The following is an 18,339-nucleotide window of genomic DNA, read 5'->3' on the forward strand; positions in this document are numbered from 1 at the left end:
GGTCGAGCCGCGGAAACAAGGTCGGCGAACACACGGCACAGAGCCGGACCTCACTGAGCAAGCGCCAGTATTTTCCCGTAAACGGCGGGTTGTCATAGACGATCGCCATGTCGTTGTCCGCCCAATCCACGTCCGTGGCGGTGATCGCCTCATTGATGGTGAGGTTAGAAATGCCATGCGACTGGGCGAAATCGACGATGGCCGCCGTCAGCCAGGCGATCCCGAGTGCGGTCGGTACGGAAACCGACAGTGATGCGGGCTGGTCGCCGGAGGTTAGTTTCCGCGATGCCCGCGTCGCCGTATCGAGCTGACCAAGGGATATGGCGACGGTCTGGGAGAAATCCCTGCCCGCGTGGGTGAGGGCGACATTCCGGCCTGACTTCCGAAACAGGGCGATGCCCGTCGCGTCGCTCAGCTTTTTGAGTTGCAACGAAATCGCGCTCGGACTGAGGTTCAACTCTTCCGCCGCTTGCCGCACGCCGCCGAGGCGCGCAGTCGCTTCGAAAGCGGGCAGATATTGCAGGTAGGGCGGGAGGCGGCTCATCCGGATATCCAACTGATCGTTTAGTATTATAGAACGATATCGGTGATTTTAAATTGATTTTTTCAAACTGTTAAGGGTGCTATCTCATCGACAAAGAGGAGCTTGTTCATGATCTCGGCAAAACCATTCCACTACCCCTATGATGGCAATCTCGATGCCCGCAAAACGGCGCTTATCGTTATCGACCTGCAGGAGGACTTCCTTTCCACGACAGGTTATTTCGCTAAGCAGGGTTATGATCCCGCACCGCTTCGCGCGATCCTTCCCGCGGTAAACCAGCTCATCGCGGCCTGCCGCGAGGCGGGCATCCTGATCATTCACACGCGGCAGGGCTACCGCGAAGACCTCGCGGATATGACCCCTTACGAAAAATGGCGGCGAAAGCGCTCCGGCCTTGAAGGAACGACCGCGCTGCTGCGCTCCAGCCCCGGTTTCCAGATCGTTCCAGAACTCGATGTGCGCCCGCAGGACATCATCGTCGACAAGACCTGCAACAGCGCCTTCACCTACACCGATTTCGAACATGTTTTACGCGCGCAGGGCATCACGCATCTGTTGTTTTCCGGCTGCACCACCGACGTCTGCGTTCACACGACGCTGCGGGAAGCCTGCGACCGCAATTTCCAGTGCCTGACGATCTCCGACGCCTGCGCCAGTGGCGATCAATATGCCCATGAGGCTGCCCTGCACATGGTCACGGTCGAGAACGGCATTTTTGGCGCGCTGACGAATGCCGCAGCGGTGCTTGAAGGCCTGAAAAAGCTGGGAAGTTCAAAGGCATGAGCGAGACGCAGAAATACGTTTCACTGATGCGCCTGACGCAAAAGGGGCTTGCCGAACTGACCGATAGTGCGAAGCGCCGGAAGGTCAGCGAGGATCGCGTCGCAGCGCTCGGCGGGCGGTCGATCGCCTTCTACGCCCTGCTCGGAACCTATGATTTCATGCAGGTTTTCGAAATGCCGAGTAATGAAGCGATGATGCAATACGTGCTAACGGCGCGCCGCGATGGCCATGTCGAGCCGCTCATCCTTCCGGCCTTTGATACTGAGACATACGGCCAGATCCTGAACGCGGTCGGATAGCCAGATTGTTTAGTTTTCCTGCGTCTTTGCGGCGAAAACATTTAGCTTGTCTGCGAAAGACCTTCGTATACGACTTCGCAAATTCAAGAAGCCAAACAAGGGAACACGACCATGATGAAAATAACACTGGGAACGAAAACCTCTCTTCTGGCAGGCACCGTGCTTGCCGTCATGCTCGGTGAAGGCACGGCTTTTTCCTCCGACCAGAAGCCAGATTTCGTATCGGGCGGCGTCTTGAAAGTCTGCACCAGCGGCGAATTCCCGCCGATGGAATACTATGAAAATCCGGGTGACAAGGATCTCGTGGGCTTCGAGATCGACGTCATGGACGCGATCGCCAAGCGTTGGGGTGCCAAGGCGGAATATGTCGTCGGCGACTTCAAGGGGCTGCTTCCGTCGCTCGATTCCAAGCGCTGCGATCTTGTTGCGAGCGGCATCATGATCACGCCGGCCCGCCTCGAAAAGTATGACGGCATCCCGTATTTCGGCTCCCACGTCGTGCTGGTCACTGCGGCGAGTGACACGGAGACGAAAGTCCCAGGCGATGTCAGCGGCAAGGTCATGGCGATCGAAGCCGGCACCACCTATGAGAAGACGGTCGCCGATCTCAATGCCGAGCTGGAAGCTGCCGGCAAGGCACCGATCCAGGCGCAGACCTACCCGTCCGCGTCCGGCGTCATCGAGCAGATCCTGGTCGGCCGCGCGACCGCGACGATTACGCAGGACACGACCGCAGCCTATCGCATGCTTCAGGTGCCGGGCCGGCTGGCCATCCCCTATACCTACGAAGAAAGCGAAAACTACGGCATCTATCTGCGCAAAAGCGATGGCGACCGGCAGATGCTGAAGGACGCGATCGAGGCCTTGCAGGCAAGCGGCGAGATGAAGGCATTCCTCCAAAAGTGGAATCTGCCGGAGACCTCGACCGACGTTTCCCACGACGTAAACTGACGATAGGCGGTTTCCGTTGTTCCAGCTCGATCTCTTCCTGCAGGCGATCTTCAGTGCCCCCCTTTTCAAGGGGGCACTTCTGACGATCGGCCTCTCCCTCTGCGTCATGGCCGTGTCCCTCGTGCTCGGCATGGGGCTTGGCTCCATGGCTGGCTCACCGCGCCGCTCCGCCCGATGGCTGGCGACGCTCTATATCTGGCTGTTTCGCGGCTCACCCGCACTCCTGGTGCTGTTGTTCGTGTGGAATGGCTTGCCGCAGATCTCCGAAATCTTCCGGGCCGGCTGGTTCACGCCGTTCTTCGCGGCCTTTCTGGCGCTTTCGCTGATACAGATCGCCTATCTGGCGGAAATCCTGCGCAGTGCCTTTGCCGCCGTGGGACATGGGCAGCGGGAGGGCGCGGCAGCGCTCGGCATGCACCGCTGGCAGATCTTTCTGGTCATCACCATGCCGCAAGCGCTCAGGATCGCGGTTCCCGCGCTGATGAACGAGTTCATCTCGCTGTTGAAGACAACATCGCTTGCCACCGTAATCTCGCTGAAAGAACTGATGACCGTCTCGCAGTTTGCGATCGCCACCAGCTTCCGCTTCCTCGAATGGTACGGCGCGGCTCTCGTCTACTACCTCGTCATCGTCTCGGTGCTGACGCTCGCCCAGAACCGCATCGAACATGTGCTTTCGCGCGGCTATCGCTGATCGCCGCAAACCCACGGGTTGGATATGAACACGCAAACCGCAATTCAGGTTGCCGGCGTCAACAAATGGTACGGCGCCTTCCAGGTCCTCAAGGGCATCGATCTGACCGTGAACAAGGGCGAGCGCATCGTCATCTGCGGTCCGTCGGGCTCGGGCAAATCGACACTGATCCGCTGCATGAACCGTCTGGAGGTGCACCAGGAAGGTTCAATTATCGTCAACGGTGTCGAGCTCACCAACCAGCTCAAGCGTATCGATCGTGTGCGAAGCGACGTGGGCATGGTGTTTCAGCACTTCAATCTGTTCCCGCACCTGACGGTTCTGGAAAACTGCACGGTCGCTCAGCGCTGGGTGCGCAAGCTGCCGAAGAAGCAGGCCGTCGAGATCGCCATGAGATATCTCGAACGCGTGCATATTCCGGAAAAGGCCGACAAGTATCCGGGTCAGCTTTCCGGCGGCCAGCAGCAGCGCGTCGCCATCGCACGTGCGCTTTGCATGAACCCCAGCATCATGCTGTTCGACGAGCCGACCTCGGCGCTTGATCCCGAAATGGTCAAGGAGGTGCTGGACACGATGATCTCGCTCGCCGCAGATGGCATGACGATGGTCTGCGTCACACACGAGATGAATTTCGCGCGGGAAGTTGCCAGTGAAGTGGTCTTCATGGATGGCGGCCAGATCATCGAGCGCAACAAGCCCGGTATCCTGTTTTCTGCCCCGACGCACGAGCGCACGAAGCGCTTCCTCGGCAAGCTGCTGCATTGAGAGAGACCATCTTGACCAACACGAATTGGTTTTCAAAGGACGTGATCTCGGACCGGCTCACCCGGATCTGCGAGCCGCATGTCCATAAATTTTTCCAGGCCAACATGTTCCACGTTGTTGGCAAGGATGCCGACCTCGTCATCGATTTCGGCATGGGCCTCGCCAACCTCAGAAACGAGTTGCATATCCCTTCAGGCAAGCCCGTGTTTGCGGTGGCGACCCACGTTCACGTCGATCACGTCGGCTCGTTCCACGAATTCGAGACCCGGCTGGGCCACGCGGCCGAAGCCGAGGCTTTTGCGCGCATGCCGGATGCAAGCACGCTCGCCGACTATTTTCGCACGCAACCGGACGCCGTGAACGCGGCAGATCCCACGGGCGTGACGCCTGAAACCTACGAGATTTTACCGGCGCCACTGACAAGGATCCTGGAGGAGAACGACGTCATCGATATCGGCGACGCCTGTTACACGGTCCTGCATCTTCCCGGACATTCTCCCGGTTCCATCGGACTGCTCGATCAGAGGACGGGGGAGTTCTTCAGTGGGGACGCCATATACCAGGGAGGGCTTGTGGATGATTTGCCGGGATGCAACATCGAGGCCTACAAAGTCACCATGACGCGCTTGTCGAAGCTTGAAGTCGATGTGGTTCACGGCGGTCATGGGGAGAAATTCGGGAACGCCCGACTGCACGAGATCGCCAAATCCTATTTGATTTCAAGGAACCGTTAAAAGGGCAGGCTACGGGTGCGATGCATCGGCCGTGATTTTTGGCGTGCCGACGCGCACGAAATCCACCTTGATATGAGGTTTCGCGATCATCGACGGTGGCCCATGCATGCTCGTTCGGCTGGCTGGTATTAAAGGACGAGATTTTCGGTCACGGCCGGCTTGGCCGCTCAATCCCCTGTCCCGAATTTCCGTAGCAAGCCCGCCAATGTCGAAAACACAACGATCACGGCGCCATAGCCAAGTGTTGTTGCCGTCAGGCCGAAGGCGCCGACGCATATGCCGGCCAATAGCGTGGGCAGACCGAAGGCGAGATAGCTCAATGTAAACAGTGCGGCAAAGAGTTCTCCGCGCTCGTCCGGGCGAACCACTGGAACGATCGAACGCAGCACGCCATAAAAGCAGGTTCCAAAACCTGTTCCGGCGATCGTAAGTGCAGCAAGATAGGCGGGCAGCGATGACCAGGCGATTGCGGCAAGCGTCAGCGCGGTGCCGATGGCAAGTGCGGATGTTCCGTAAAGCGTGACCTGTCGCGAGGACCGGCTCCGCGCAATATAGCAGGCGACGGCGCCGGCTGCACAGAGCAGGACGATCACGCCGGCCTGGGTTACATGATCCTCCGCGCCGAAGACATGCCGGACGATCGGTGCCCCGAGCGATAGGTACAGACCACCCGTCGCCCAGCCGGCGATAACTGCCGGTGCGCTGCGCCAAAAAGCTTTGGCAGCCGTTGCCGGCACGCCGATCCGTGGACGAAGCGAGGCCCACACACCGTAATGTCGCGGTGCGGTTTCAGGGATGAGCCAGATCACGACGGCAAACAGCGCATAGGCGGCGACCAGCGTGCCGAATACATCCGCTTCCGCTCTATTCGTCACGTCCATCAAGATGCCCGCCAAGAGTGCACCAACGGCAAGCCCGCCCAGAGGAATAACGGAATTCCATACCGAGGCACTTCCCGGCTTGTTCTTTGGCTCGAGATCCACCACTGTCGCCGACAGTGCAGAGAGGAGCAATCCGGCCGCGATGCCTTGCAGTGCACGCGCGACGATCAATCCCGCTACGTCGCCGGCCTGCCAAAAGAGCAGCAGGCTCAGTGCCATCAGGGCAAACCCTCCCGAAATCACCGGTCGCCGACCAACGTGGTCCGACAGCGATCCCGTGACGAGCAGCGACATCAGCAGTGCTACCGTATAAACGGCAAAGATCCCGGTCAGCGTCGCGGCCGAAAAGCCGATCTCCTGCTGAAGCGCGGGATAGAAAGGCGAGGGCGCGCTGGCGCCGGCCATCATGACGGCCATGCCGGCAAGCGTGATGCGGAGGCCGGCAGAATTGCGGAGCGGTACGGCGAACGTCATATCAGTCACGATACACTTGATTGTTCGAATAATTTCGAACCGATCTCTACTATCATTTTTGTAACGGTTCAATTAAAATCGAACCATGGCATCTGAGATCACGGAACTCCCCCATCCTGCCCGGTCGGATATGCAACTGACCGAAGTGCTTTTTGCGCTGAGCGACCCAGAGCGCCTCGCGATCGTCCGCCAGCTCGCCGACGGCCCGATGGAAATGGCGCAATGCCATCTCTCCGATCCCTCAATGCCGAAATCGACGAAATCGCACCTGATGAAGGTGCTCCGCGAGGCGGGTGTCATCCGCAACGAGGCCTTGGGGCGCGGTCGCCGCCTCAGCCTCCGGCAAGACGATCTGGAGGCGCGTTTTCCTGGATTGCTCGGCTCGGTGCTGTCTGCCAGCACCGAGGTCTAAGGCGTTTTTCGTTCGCGGCACGCCATGCGTTTCGAGATCGAAAGTATTATGGCCCAAATGCTTAACGGCTCCCGGATTGGAGAATGTCAGCTTTTACCTCCCGGCGTTTTGCATCGGCCGTCGGCACAATTGCCGTCATCTGAAGTTTGGCGGCTGCCGATGTGCTCAGGAACCGGAGCGGGCAAGGGCATGGCCAGCCGCGCCCCAAACGCAAGATCGTCCTCGACGCCTAACGCGCGACGGAGCAGCATACCATCTCGGCCGATCAGCACGGAGGATGGTGTGTCGCGCATCGCGAACCGCCCGCATAGTCACGGGAATACCCGAGTCTCGTCGGCCCTTATCGACTGCGATGGTTGTGGTAATGCGGTATTCGTACAGGAAGGCCTTGAGGTTTACCGGCGCCATGGCCGCATGAATGTTCGAAGACAGTGTGAAGGCCGATGATCTGCAGGTCTGTGTGGCCAAAAACATGCTCGATGCGCCTGATTTGCGGAATGGCCTCCGACACCCATCCGGGGCATGGCAACTGAAAGCTGTGAAGGAAGACCGGCCGGCCGCGCAATCCGGAAAGCGTCAATGGTTTCGGCGTGTTGACTGCGGCACAACCCAGTGCGGATGCCATTTGTGCCAGTTCCGGCCGCTGTTGGCCGCATCGTCGAAATCGGGATGGAGGATCACAGCGAGCGCGACGATGCCCTGTTTCTGGTAGAAGTCGACATTGCTGCTGTCGAGGCTGGTCGGCCAGACATAGGCATAGACGCTGGAGCCTTCGAATTCACACGTAGCATCGGACTGTGCTTGCCTGCTTCGCCGGGAACGCGTGCTGAAGGTCGCGGTGCCGCCCTTTTTGATGATCTTCGTCTCGATGATGTCGAGTGAAGCCTGAGCGGCCTGGCTCGGTTCGGCCTTCACCGAATGGGCGCTCGCTGTCGTATTGCACAGCAAGGCGGTTCCGGCGGCGAAGCGCGCGCGGTCAATATGGATCTGAGCATGTGATTTCCTTTCTGGTCTTTGCCTAGAGGGTTGGATATCCCATCTGGAAAGCTTCCCAGGCGCCAGCCCGGAAAGCGGGATCGGCTTGTTCATGGTCGCGGCAATCGACGCGAAACTCCTGCCGGTAGAAAGACGCATCCACGAAATGACAATGATAGGGGCGCCCTTTGCCTCTATGGACGAAGGGGTCGAAATATCGACAGGTGACGCACATCCGCTGAACCGGAACGGCGTTCTTCTCCTGAAGATGGCGGATCATCTTGACGAGGGTCACCAGTAATTGCTGCTGCTCTGCTTATGCAAGCGACGCCACCGCCTGGCCGGTGAGATCGCTTGGTGCACCCGCTCCGAGTGCGGCAAGGCCATTGTCGTAAAGATGAACACGGACCGAGCGTCCGTCGGTCCCGTCCGCTTTTCCACATGCCCCTTCTTTTCCAGGGCATTGATGGAATCCGTGGCGGATGGTTGCGACACGCCGAGATGGGTCTCGATATCTTTGACACCTAGCCCGTCCTTGCGGCCCTCAAGGAGAGCGAGGATTGAAAGTTGTGTCGGGTTCAAGCCGAGCTCGTTAGCATTGGCCCATTCATCGGCGCGCGAGATTGCTGCGACCCGGGATATTCCTTCCAGGATACGATGGTCGATGGAGTTCGGCTGATTCGGCTTTCCCGTAAAGCGATATACGTAGGATTCCTATGTATATGTGAGATTTGATTCATCGACACTTGATGAGTATTGGCTTTGCGCAATCTGCAGAGAAACTAGGGCGGGCCATGCTGTTTCGCCATAGCTGGCGGCACCGTCAGAGAGAGATTGACGGTAAGGTGGCTCAAGGTATGACCAGACCGTTCTTATGATCTTTCCAAAAAGGCGAGGACTGCGTCTAGAGCCGGCATTGCTGGCCCGGCACCCTTACCTGTTACCGCTATGGCGCCATAGGCATTTGCAAGACGGCAGCAATCCGGGCCGGAAAGCCCGGTGACGCGGCCGTGGATATGGCCGGCGGCGAAGGCATCGCCAGCACCGATTGTATCGACCACCTGGACCGCAAACCACGGGGCGCTGTCCATTCCACCAGCTTGATAGAGTAGGGAAGCGGTGCCGGACCCCTTGATGGCGACGCGCTTGACGCCGCCTTCCAGCAGCATGGCGAGAAGTGTTTTCTGTGCCGTGTCCTGAGGCTGCGCGAGGAGGTGGGGGAGGTCGCTGCCGTCGAGTAAGATGGTGTCGATCTTTGGCATCAGGGATTTCACCTGTTCGGCTATACCTGACACCACGCCACCGGGAATGTCGAGGGTCACGGGGATCTCGGCATCGACGGCGAGGTCAATGGCGGTGAGGGCGGCTTCCGCCTGGCGCGGCTGGAGCAGGGCGTAGCCGGAAAGGTGGAACAGGGCCGCGCCCGCGAAGGCTGCCGGGTCGACATCGGCAACCGACAGGCGCGCATTGGCGCCGCGATAGGCGAACATCGTGCGCTCGCCGGCGGGGCTGACGGTAATGACGTTGATCTGGGTGGGCTCCCGGTCGTCGCGGCCGATCCAGCGGGTGGAGATGCCGGTGGCGGCAAGCTCGGACAGCGCTTCGCGCCCCCAGGAATCTGTGCCTACGCGGCCGATCAGCCGGCAGTCGTGCCCGGCCTTGGCGAGCGCGATGGCCGTGTTCGTCGCAGAGCCCCCGATCATCGCAGTCTGGGCCGTGGCGATCGCCTCACCACCCTCGCCGGGATAGGCGGGGATGGCGAGCACGAGATCGATGTTGATATCGCCGAGAAGGACAATGACGGCCATATGCTCCGCCTCAGAGATCGACGTGCATGAGGGCGATGGCCCGGTCAACGTCGGCGATGATGTCGTTGATATGCTCGATACCGACCGAGAAGCGCACGAGGCCGTCGACGACGCCCATCGCCTCGCGTTCCTGGCTCGGAATGTCGAGGAAGGCCATGGTGGCGGGCACCTGCGTGGTGGTGCGAAGGCCCCCGAGGCTGGCGGCGAAGCAGCAGAGCTGCAGGCGCTTGAGCAGGCGCACGCCGCAGGCCTCGTCATCGACCTGGAAGGACAGCATGGCGCCGCCACCGATCAGCTGTTCGGAAGCCGAGGCGTAGTTCGGGTGCGAGAGCAGGCCGGGATAGAACACACGCTTCACGGCCGGATGGGCTTCAAGGTGCTTGGCGAGCGCCAGTGCATTGGCGCACTGCTTTTCGAGGCGCAGCGCCAGCGTCTGCGCACCGCGCAGCAGGAGCCAGGCATTGAAGGGCGAGAGCGGCGCGCCGAGCTTGTTCAACGTGTTCCAGCGCACGTCCTCCAGCCAGTCCTTCGGCAGGATATCGGATTTCAGCGTGATGACGCCGCCGACTGCATCGTTATGACCGCCGATGAATTTTGTGGCGCTTTCCACTACGACATCGACGCCGAAATCATGCGGGCGGCAGACGGCGGGGGAGGCGAAGGTGTTGTCGCAGATAACGACGATACCGCGCGCATGGGCGATTTCGACGAGCTTCCTCAGCGGCGGCACCTTCATCGTCGGATTGGCGATGGCCTCTACGTAGAGGACCTTCGTCTCGGGCGTGAAGGCGTTTTCGACGGCGCGCACGTCGGTGCAATCGACGAGGCTGACCTTGAGGCCGAAGTCCTGGGCGCGGTGGTCGAAGAACTCATGGGTCGAGGAATAGGTGGTGAGGTCGGCGACGATATGGTCGCCGGCCTTCATGATGCCAAAGAGAGCATGCGAGATGGCGGCCATGCCGGAAGCGGTGGCAAGGCAGCCGGTGCCGCCGGTCAGCTGCGCGATGTGCTCCTCGAGCTTGTATTCCGTCGGGTTGCCGCAGCGCGAGTAGATGTTCACTTCCTTGCGCGCGCCGGCGACGATCTGGTCGTAGATATCGCCGCCATACTGGAAGTTCGCCGACATGTAGATCGGGTAGCTGATCGACTGGGAATGCTCTTCCGGCTCGTAGAAAACGGCGCGGCTGGCGAATTCGAGGGCTTTGGAAGGGGTGTCGGACATAGGCATTTCTCCTGGAAAGATCATTCCTTCACGGCGCCGCCGATGAGCGCGGCCGTGATCTGGCGTTCGAAAAAGACGAAGAGGATGAGGGGCGCGATGGCCGCCATCAGGATCGCCGCGAGCATGACCGGATAGTTGGTCACATGCTCGCCGACGAAATCGGTGAGGCCGACCGGCAACGTCTTGCGGGCGGGATTGTTGATGAAGACGACGGGGAAGAGGAAGTCGTTCCACACCCAGATCATGTTGACGATGCCGGCGGTGAACATGGCGGGCCGGGCGATCGGCAGGGCGATGGTGCGGAAGATCATCCATTCCGAGGCGCCGTCGACACGGCCGGCATCGAAGAGTTCGCGCGGCAGCGTGTTGAAGAAGGCCTGCATGATGAAGATCGATACGGGCACGTTGAAGGCGGCGGTCGGCAGGATGACGCCGAGATGGGTGTCGAGAAGGCCGGCGGTGCGCAGCATCACGACGAGCGGCACCAGCGCGACATAGGCGGGAATGGCCATCGCTGCCGTCAGCGACAGTTCCACCGCCGGCATCCAGCGCGGGCGATAGACGGCGAGCGCATAGCCGGCGAGCGTCGAGACCAGCACCGTGATGATGGTCGCGCCGGCCATGATGATCAGCGAATTGACTGCATAGCCGCCGAGCGCCCCGCCGCTCCAGGCGCCGACATAGGCGTCGAAATTCAGGCTCGTCGGGAAGGACCAGACGGACCGCATGAATTCCTTGTTGGTCTTGAAGGTGCTGTAGATCATCCAGACGAAGGGGAAGATCACCATCAGCACATGCAGCGTGAGGAGGGCGAGCACGACCGTGCTCGTGCGGTTCCAGCGGCGGACGGCGTTCATGCATCCCCCTTGCGGCGCAGGAAGCGGAAGACGACCCAGGCGGCGAGTGCCGTCAGCACCATCTGCACGAAGCCGATGGTGGCGGCGTAACCCATCTGGAAGCTGCCGAAGCCCATTTTGTAGAGGTAGGTGGAGACGACCTCGCTGGCGTGGCTCGGTCCGCCATTGGTCAGTACGAAGACCAGAGAGAAGGTTTTCAGCGAGCCGATGATCGCGAGCAGCGAATTGGCACGCACGGCATCCCACACCATCGGCACGGTGATAGAGAAGAATTTTCTGATATCGCCGGCGCCGTCGAGTTCGGCCGCCTCATAGACGCTTTCCGGTACGCTGCGCACGGCGGCGGTGAAGAGCAGCACGTAGAGGCCGAGATAGGTGAAACTCATCACCACGACGACGGCGAGAAAGGCGGTTTCGGATTCGCCGAGCCAGCCGCGCTTGAGGCTGTCGAGGCCGACGGCTTTCAGCGCGGCGTTCACCAGCCCGAAATAGGGGTTGTACATGAAGCGCCAGAGCAGGCCGATGCAGATCTCGCTGACCATGACAGGCACGAGATAGAAGAACAGGAAGATGCGGCTGAAGGCCGGCACGATGCGCACCAGGCAATAGGCAATGGCGAGCGCTAGGAAAACCTGGAAGACGATGGCGGAGAGCGCGACGAGCAGGTTGCGGCCAAGCGAGGCCCAGAAAACCGGGTCGGCGGCAAGTTTCAGGAAGTTGCCAGCGCCGACGAAGATCGGGGCGGATGCGCCGTCCCATTCGAACATCGACAGCCAGCCGGCATAGACGACAGGATAGGCGACGAAGGCGAAGACGAAGATCAGGGCCGGCGCCAGGAAGAGGAGCGTCGCCCGATTGTGTCTTTTCGCTAGACCGATGTCCGTGCTCATGATCCCGCCGGCGTCTGGAGATGTGCGCAGCCGCCGGAAGTCCGGCGGCTGCAACCTTGGGAGGCTATTTGTTTTCCTTCAGCGCGCCTTCGAGACGCTTGGCAGCGTCGGCTGGCGTCACGGACCCATCCAGCGCGCCCTGGAGCGCAGTGTAATAGGTGTTGGTCGCAGCCGGGGGCATGGCCGTGTCATAGAAGGAATCGAGATGGCCGGCGGCATTCATCAGGTCGTTGCTGATGCCGTAGAGGACGGGGCCGGCGGCCGCTTCCGTCGTGGCGCCCTTCACGGTCACCATCGTCTTGCGCAGCTCGACATATTTGGTCATCACCTCGGGCGAGGAGAGGAACTTCAGGAGCGTGACCGCATCGGCCTTGTTCTCGGCCTTTTCCGAAATGCCGAAGGAGGCGGCGACGCCCGCCAGCACGTCGGTCTGGTCGCCCGCACCGCCTTCGACGGTCGGGAAGGCGAAGGTGCCGAGCTCGAAGCCCTCGGGTGCATCGGCCGAAGCGCCGATCTGCCAGGTGCCGTTGAGCAGGATTGCGGCCTGGCCGTTCAGGAAGAGCATGTTGGCTTCCTGGTCGCTCATGCCGTTGAAGCCGGTCGGGAAATATTCGTTCTTGGCAATCTCGGCGACTTTTTCGAAGGCTTTTTCGCCTTCCGGGCCGAGCGTGGCATTGGCGTCGCCATTGACGAAGGCGGCGACGACGCCGGAACCCTTTAGGCGCATTTCCATGTACTGGAACCAGAAGGTCGCCGGCCAGGAATCCTTGTTGCCGAGCGCGAAGGGCACGATGCCGTCGGCCTTGATCTTCTCGGCGAGCGCCATCAGCTCGTCATAGGTCTTGGGAACCGTCCAGCCCTTTTCGGCAAACAGCGCCTTGTCGTACCAGAAGACGACGGAGTCGACGTCGACAGGCACGGCATAGGTGTGGCCGTCCTTGCTCGTCTGCGCGATTGCGCTTTCCAGGAAGCTTTCGCGCCAGCCGTCCTTGGCGAGGTCCTGGTCGAGCGCGTACATCTGGCCGCCCTTGACGAAAGCGTTCAGGAAGCCGCCGGGCAGGGTGTAGAAGACGTCGGGTGGGTTGCCGGAGGCCATCGCCGTGTTCAGCTTGGTCTTATAGGCCGACTGTTCGGCGGCGACGACATCGAGCGTGATGTCGGGATGCTTCTTGGCGAAGGCATCCAGCGCGAAGTTGATGAAATCGACCTTGTCCTGCTGCCCGGCATAGGCGTGCCAGAAGGTAAGCTCGCCAGCGGTCGCTGGAAGTGTTGCCAGCATCAAGGATGCGCCTGCAATGAGAAGACATTTCAGCTTCACGATTTCCTCCCCGAAAAGCTTACGCAGCGCCTCCGGCTGCTCGATGTAGTGATGCCACATCAAAAATGGCATGTCCATAGTGACACCACAACATGGCCATGCTAGCTTCATTCGCGAAAGCGTTCGCCAGCGAGAGAACCGTTCATGAATGTCGATCCGCGCGTTCCCGCAAGCCCGGCCAGCAGCCGGTTGCGCAGCGTCCTGCCGAAGCTGTCGGATTCGGAACGGCGCGTTGCGCTTTGGGTTCTCGACAATGTCGAGGCGACGATCCGCCATTCCATGTCGGCCATCGCCCAGGCGACCGACGTCAGCGATACGACGGTTTTGCGCATGTGCCGCACGGCCGGGTTCGAGGGGTTCACCGACCTCAAACTCGCATTGGCGCAAGAGCCGCGCGGCGGTCGTACCGAGACGGCGAGCGAGCCGGAGGCAAGCGATCTCCAGGCCGCAAACCGCCTGTTCCGCGCCGTGGCGCAAGCGATCAACGATACGCAGGGCGTGCTGAACGAGGGAACTTTCGCCAAGGCGCTCGATCTGATTGCAGGCGCCCGGCACATCCTTGTCGGCGGCGTCGGCGGGTCGGGCATTGTCGCTCAAGCCTTCTACCAGCGTTGCATCCGTCTTGGGTTGCGCTGTGATGCGCCGGTCGATTCCCAGCTTCAGATCATGCATTCGGCGCTGACCGGAGCGGATGATCTCGTTGTGGTCATCTCCTATTCGGGCATTACCAGCGATCCCGTTCTCGTGCTGCAGGAGGCCAGGTCGCGCGGGGCAGCGACGCTCTGCATCACCGGCAACAGTGCCTCGCCGCTGGCGCGCCTTGCCGATGTCGTGCTCGTCAGCGTCTCGCACGAGCAGGGCAGCGAGCCGATGGCCGCGCAGATCGCGCAAATGGCCCTTATCGATGCGCTCTATTCGGCGCTGGTCGCGCGCAATGCCGAGCGGGCGCAACTCACCGAAGAGCGGATGGTCAACGCCATCCTTCCGAAATCCATCTAGTATTCAGACACAGGTAGTGCCGTGAAAGTCCAGATCTACACCATGCAGACCGTTTCCGAGGCTCTCGCCGCCGCCGCTGCCGGCGTCGATTATCTCGGCCTGACCCCGTCCAATCGCGGGCTGCCGGGGGAGATCGACTTTCCAACGGCTCGCGAGATTGCCGATGCCCTCAAGGGCAAGGCGCAACGCGTTGCGCTCTCGGTGGAAAGCGACCTTGGGGCCATCGCCGACATGGTGGCGGCCGTCCAGCCGGACGTGCTGCATCTTTGCGGCAATATCTCGCTGGTGACGCCGGAGCAGGTGAAGACGCTGCGGGAAAAACTCCTGCCGATTTATCCGGAACTGCGCATCCTGCAGGCCATTCCGATGACGGGACCGGAGGCGCTCGACCATGCGGCAGCCTTCGAACCCTATTCGGACCTCTTCATCCTCGATTCCGTCGCCGCCCATATCGGCGGCATCGGCGCGGCGGGCGTCACGCATGACTGGTCGCTGAGCCGCGAGATCGTCAAGCGCAGCAAGCTGCCGGTCATCCTTGCCGGCGGTCTCGGCCCGGACAACGTCGCGGCCGCAATCGCCGCCGTGCAGCCCTGGGCGGTGGATTCGCTGACGCACACCAACAAGCCGCTGCCGGAAGGCGGCTTCCGCAAGGATATCGACAAGATCGCCGCCTTCGTGAAGGCGGCAAGGGCGGCTTGAGCGCGGCGGGAGGTCCGTAAAGGTCGCCTCCGCGACCTTTACCCGGACCTTTCCGTTCAGCCTCAGGCTGTATTTGTCCGCATCGGCATGGCGGTGCCGGTGCGGACAACCGAACCGGCGAGTTCGGCTCTGCCTGTGACGAAATCTACACTTTGGCTAGCGCTCGTTGAGCAACGCGGCAAAGTGAAAAGCGAGCGGACTCGCAAATTCAAGCACAGATACAAGCCCTGACGACCTTCCAGAATGGATTAGAGTTCGGCCCATTGAGAAATTGCCTATGAAGAAGCAGCGATTTACGGAAGAGCAGATCATTGCAGTGTTGAAGGAACAGGAGGCCTGAGCGAAAGCGACTGATCTTTGCCGTAGGCACGGGATTTCCGAAACGACCTTTTGCAACTGGAAAGCCAAATACGGCGGCATGGAGGTGTCTGAGAGCCACCCCTTCGGCTTTAGCTCTGAGACTTTGCGATGACGGATTATTCCGCAGCATCAACTTGGGAAAGCGCCGTCTCGCGCCGCGCAATTACCGCCGGTTCGTTCACGAAATCCTTCCGACGACCAGGGGCCGCGAGTCCGTTTGACGTAACCGTTCTTGTCGCTGTTGGTCTTCACGTTCGGTGACGGCAACGGCTCCTGCCGCTCCTTGATATAGGCCAGAACATCGCCGAGCCGCTTGTTCTCGGTGATCGCCGCATGCGTCACCCGCTGGTCCTTGTCAAAGACCCGGTAGGGCAGGGAATGACCTTTCCAGCGGACATCCAATCGACCATCCGCATAGGCATAGGTCTCGACCTAGCGCCCGACCAGTCCACGCGTCACCTCGTTCTCCTCGAGCATGATCCGCTGGCGCTCGAACGAAAACGTCAACTGGGCACCGATGTAACGCTGCTCACGTTTGCACAGGACGTCGCACAGCCGATCGGGGGCAAGATTCAACGGCTGGTGCAAGTCGTCAGGTCGGGCAGGGGTAATGGCAAACTGGCGGTTATGGCGCTCCATGAACTGAGGCAGGAAAGCGTTACCGTCGTCCATGCCGCAGACGCCCTTCAGACGCAGATCCCTGATCAAACGGTCCTGTAGCGTCCGGTTCATCCGTTCGACACGACCCTTGGCCTGGCTCGAGTTTGCGCAAAGAATCTCTATGTTTAGCGCGCAAAGCGCGCGCCCGAACTGGGGCATGCCCTGACCACCCTTGGCATCCTTCTTTGCCACCCAGAACACCGAATGCTTGTCCGAATAAAAGGCAATCGGTGCGCCGTGACGCTTGAGATAGAGCGCCAGGCCTCGACATAGCTGAACGCACTTTCGGAACGCACAAAGCACAGCTGCATCATCTTGCCGGTCGCATCATCGATGAACACCAACAATGAACAGGGGGCGCCGCGATCTTCGAACCAACGACGCTCCGATCCGTCAATCTGCACCGGCTCACCATAAGCTTCGCGTTGCAGCCGCGGCTGATGAAACGTCCGTCGCTGCTTGCACGACAACCAAAGTCCGGAATCGATCATCCAGCCGCTCTGCAATCTCCCAGACCTCATTCAGACCGGGGAGTGTGACATTCCAACTTTGCAGAAACAGGACACTCTAACTTTGTGGCTACATATCAAAGTTTCGTAATCTATATTATGGAACTTATCGACGGATAAGGGGCATGAACGGAGGATGTAAGCGGGACCGTGGTCTCACCTTCCTGAATGGCTTTTCACCCAAAACGGGATCGTAGTTTCGGTGGCGGCGAAGCCGTGGCATTCGACTTGCGGGAAAATGCGCCATATCCCCTCGTCGCCTTCGACATGACCAACGTCGACCTGAAAGAAAGCCTCAGACCGATAGCGCCATCCTTCGATGTAGCGCTGGATTTGATCGGTCGAGACAATCAGTAATCCGGTACCCCGTTTATGGGGGCATGGCCTAGATCTCGGCTGACTGATTGCTCCTGCCGGCCCCAGGTGGAGCGATCTGGCCGGAAACCATCTTGTGACCCGATAAACCGCCTGGATCGCGTAGTTCGCTTCGCTTGCGGCCGACGCCAATCCAGCGTGGAAAACGCGAAAGTAACCACGTTAGAACATCGTCGAGTGTGTTTGACGCGGATCACTCAGTAGCTTTCACCTCGGCGGAAAGCCTCCAGCAAATTCAACGCCCACTCGCTCAGCTCAGGGTTCGACGATATCTCTTTCAAGCAACCACGGGCGCGCTCGGCGTCGAGGAAAGACGATAGCGTATCATGTTTGAGGATCTTAAACGGATCCCTCGTCGCTTGTCGTTATAGTGCTTCTGAGCGCCTCGAGCTTTTCGACGAGCCCGATATCGGACACGACGTTTTCCCCTATGAGACGCCTCGGCCCCTCCCCGTCGCCCAAATCTAACCAGTTAAACAGCAGTGCGATCGGGTTCGACACCGCAAAGACATTGGTCCCCGAAAGTCCTTCGTGGCGCTTGATCATCACCGCAACCACACCGTCAAGCTCTTCTGACGATAGTAGCCTTTCGGCAGTGGAACGTTCGCCGTTCCCCACCCGGCCTTGTGCGAACAACTCACGTCTGAGGTTGTCGGTAAGCCAGCCAAGCGCTTCTCCCGTGCCGAACATTTCAATGAGAAGCTCGACGGACGCGCCGCGGGGCTGGGAGCGGACCGCCCTGCGGTCCCGGTTGCTCTCTTCCAAGGCATAATGCATGGCGCGTCTTCATTGGCGAAGAGGCCGCCGACACGGCCGGGACGATCCTCGACGACCCACCAGCCGTGGTGATCGCGCCCGACATTGAAGCGAGGCGGTTCGGTTATCGCGACAGGGCGGCGCGGGCGACGGTGTCGAGCAGTTTTCGGAAGGAATGGCGCGATCTGCGCTCAAAGTTGCGGGAGAAAATGCTGGACGGCGGCTGCGGCGGCCAGGATCAGGCCGACGCGCAGCAGAAGCGCCGGTATCGGCAACGGCGGCTGTGGCTGCCGCATGGTGGCGGCGACCGCCAGCGTCTTATGGGTTTTCTTCTTGCGTGCCATGTCGTTTGCCCTCAGCTTGCCCTGGCAAGC

The 18,339-nt window shown here is 60.4% G+C and carries 20 protein-coding genes and 2 pseudogenes; 11 read left to right on the forward strand and 11 right to left on the reverse strand.

What is annotated here, in order from left to right; translation table 11 throughout:
* On the reverse strand, positions 1-544 hold a 544-nt coding region (locus ACOZK4_RS18915), incomplete at its 3' end, for a LysR family transcriptional regulator (protein WP_421593208.1).
* Between the two features lie 108 nt (positions 545-652).
* On the opposite strand from ACOZK4_RS18915, the gene ACOZK4_RS18920 reads away from it, so the two are divergent.
* From ACOZK4_RS18920 to ACOZK4_RS18945, 6 genes are all read left to right on the forward strand, one after another.
* Entirely contained in the window at positions 653-1,327 is a 675-nt protein-coding gene (locus ACOZK4_RS18920) for an isochorismatase family cysteine hydrolase (protein WP_313529558.1), read from the forward strand.
* Entirely contained in the window at positions 1,324-1,626 is a 303-nt protein-coding gene (locus tag ACOZK4_RS18925; protein WP_313529560.1) for a GYD domain-containing protein, read from the forward strand. Before ACOZK4_RS18920 ends, ACOZK4_RS18925 begins: the two co-directional genes overlap by 4 nt.
* Positions 1,627-1,737: 111 nt before the next feature.
* A complete protein-coding gene (locus tag ACOZK4_RS18930; protein WP_421593209.1) occupies positions 1,738-2,577 on the forward strand; it encodes a transporter substrate-binding domain-containing protein in 840 nt (279 codons plus the stop codon).
* Positions 2,578-2,593: 16 nt separating this feature from the next.
* Positions 2,594-3,271, forward strand: coding sequence for an amino acid ABC transporter permease (locus tag ACOZK4_RS18935; protein WP_313529564.1), 678 nt, complete (start codon positions 2,594-2,596; stop codon positions 3,269-3,271).
* Between the two features lie 24 nt (positions 3,272-3,295).
* Positions 3,296-4,036: an amino acid ABC transporter ATP-binding protein gene (locus ACOZK4_RS18940; RefSeq protein WP_421593210.1), complete on the forward strand. Its 741-nt coding sequence runs from the start codon at positions 3,296-3,298 to the stop codon at positions 4,034-4,036.
* 11 nt (positions 4,037-4,047) lie between these two features.
* The gene (locus ACOZK4_RS18945; RefSeq protein ID WP_421593211.1) at positions 4,048-4,770 is read left to right on the forward strand and encodes an MBL fold metallo-hydrolase; all 723 of its coding nucleotides are present in this window, start codon (positions 4,048-4,050) and stop codon (positions 4,768-4,770) included.
* Positions 4,771-4,937: 167 nt separating this feature from the next.
* Here the strand turns inward: ACOZK4_RS18945 and ACOZK4_RS18950 are convergent, their stop codons facing one another.
* Positions 4,938-6,125, reverse strand: a complete 1,188-nt coding sequence (locus ACOZK4_RS18950) for an MFS transporter (protein ID WP_313529596.1) — start codon at positions 6,123-6,125, stop codon at positions 4,938-4,940.
* An 85-nt stretch (positions 6,126-6,210) separates the two neighbouring features.
* Between ACOZK4_RS18950 and ACOZK4_RS18955 the strand changes: the two genes are divergently transcribed.
* A complete protein-coding gene (locus ACOZK4_RS18955) occupies positions 6,211-6,537 on the forward strand; it encodes an ArsR/SmtB family transcription factor (protein ID WP_421593212.1) in 327 nt (108 codons plus the stop codon).
* Between the two features lie 576 nt (positions 6,538-7,113).
* On the opposite strand, the gene ACOZK4_RS18960 is transcribed toward ACOZK4_RS18955, so the two are convergent.
* The 7 genes from ACOZK4_RS18960 to ACOZK4_RS18990 form a co-directional block, all read right to left on the reverse strand.
* On the reverse strand, positions 7,114-7,626 hold the full coding sequence (locus tag ACOZK4_RS18960) for a hypothetical protein (protein WP_421593213.1): 513 nt from the start codon (positions 7,624-7,626) through the stop codon (positions 7,114-7,116).
* Positions 7,627-7,803: 177 nt separating this feature from the next.
* Positions 7,804-8,094: a MarR family winged helix-turn-helix transcriptional regulator gene (locus tag ACOZK4_RS18965; protein ID WP_421593214.1), complete on the reverse strand. Its 291-nt coding sequence runs from the start codon at positions 8,092-8,094 to the stop codon at positions 7,804-7,806.
* Between the two features lie 290 nt (positions 8,095-8,384).
* A complete protein-coding gene (locus ACOZK4_RS18970) occupies positions 8,385-9,320 on the reverse strand; it encodes a carbohydrate kinase family protein (protein ID WP_421593215.1) in 936 nt (311 codons plus the stop codon).
* Between the two features lie 10 nt (positions 9,321-9,330).
* Positions 9,331-10,542: a trans-sulfuration enzyme family protein gene (locus ACOZK4_RS18975; protein WP_421593216.1), complete on the reverse strand. Its 1,212-nt coding sequence runs from the start codon at positions 10,540-10,542 to the stop codon at positions 9,331-9,333.
* A gap of 20 nt (positions 10,543-10,562) precedes the next feature.
* The gene (locus ACOZK4_RS18980; protein WP_421593217.1) at positions 10,563-11,399 is read right to left on the reverse strand and encodes a carbohydrate ABC transporter permease; all 837 of its coding nucleotides are present in this window, start codon (positions 11,397-11,399) and stop codon (positions 10,563-10,565) included.
* Positions 11,396-12,289 (reverse strand): sugar ABC transporter permease, encoded by an 894-nt coding sequence (locus ACOZK4_RS18985; protein ID WP_313529587.1) that lies wholly within the window; start codon positions 12,287-12,289, stop codon positions 11,396-11,398. Before ACOZK4_RS18985 ends, ACOZK4_RS18980 begins: the two co-directional genes overlap by 4 nt.
* 64 nt (positions 12,290-12,353) lie before the next feature.
* Positions 12,354-13,667 carry an ABC transporter substrate-binding protein gene (locus ACOZK4_RS18990; RefSeq protein ID WP_421593218.1) on the reverse strand — a complete coding sequence of 438 codons (1,314 nt, stop codon included), beginning with the start codon at positions 13,665-13,667 and terminating at the stop codon, positions 12,354-12,356.
* A gap of 84 nt (positions 13,668-13,751) precedes the next feature.
* Here ACOZK4_RS18990 and ACOZK4_RS18995 point away from each other — a divergent pair, with 84 nt between their 5' ends.
* The 3 genes and pseudogenes from ACOZK4_RS18995 to ACOZK4_RS19005 all read left to right on the forward strand — a co-directional run.
* Positions 13,752-14,606, forward strand: a complete 855-nt coding sequence (locus tag ACOZK4_RS18995) for a MurR/RpiR family transcriptional regulator (RefSeq protein ID WP_421593219.1) — start codon at positions 13,752-13,754, stop codon at positions 14,604-14,606.
* A gap of 21 nt (positions 14,607-14,627) precedes the next feature.
* A complete protein-coding gene (locus ACOZK4_RS19000; RefSeq protein ID WP_421593220.1) occupies positions 14,628-15,305 on the forward strand; it encodes a phosphoribosylanthranilate isomerase in 678 nt (225 codons plus the stop codon).
* A gap of 277 nt (positions 15,306-15,582) precedes the next feature.
* Positions 15,583-15,741: pseudogene (locus ACOZK4_RS19005) on the forward strand (transposase); the annotation flags it as partial.
* A 40-nt stretch (positions 15,742-15,781) separates the two neighbouring features.
* On the opposite strand, the pseudogene ACOZK4_RS19010 reads toward ACOZK4_RS19005, so the two are convergent.
* Together ACOZK4_RS19010 and ACOZK4_RS19015 are read right to left on the reverse strand one after the other, a co-directional pair.
* Positions 15,782-16,819 (reverse strand): annotated as a pseudogene (locus tag ACOZK4_RS19010) (ISNCY family transposase); the annotation flags it as partial.
* A 729-nt stretch (positions 16,820-17,548) separates the two neighbouring features.
* Positions 17,549-17,986 carry a hypothetical protein gene (locus ACOZK4_RS19015; protein ID WP_421593221.1) on the reverse strand — a complete coding sequence of 146 codons (438 nt, stop codon included), beginning with the start codon at positions 17,984-17,986 and terminating at the stop codon, positions 17,549-17,551.
* A 65-nt stretch (positions 17,987-18,051) separates the two neighbouring features.
* Between ACOZK4_RS19015 and ACOZK4_RS19020 the strand changes: the two genes are divergently transcribed.
* Positions 18,052-18,339 (forward strand): hypothetical protein (locus tag ACOZK4_RS19020; RefSeq protein ID WP_421593222.1); only part of this gene is annotated, 288 nt, incomplete at its 3' end.

Origin of the sequence: Shinella sp. M27, from assembly GCF_049199905.1 — a bacterium.
GTDB lineage: Bacteria > Pseudomonadota > Alphaproteobacteria > Rhizobiales > Rhizobiaceae > Shinella.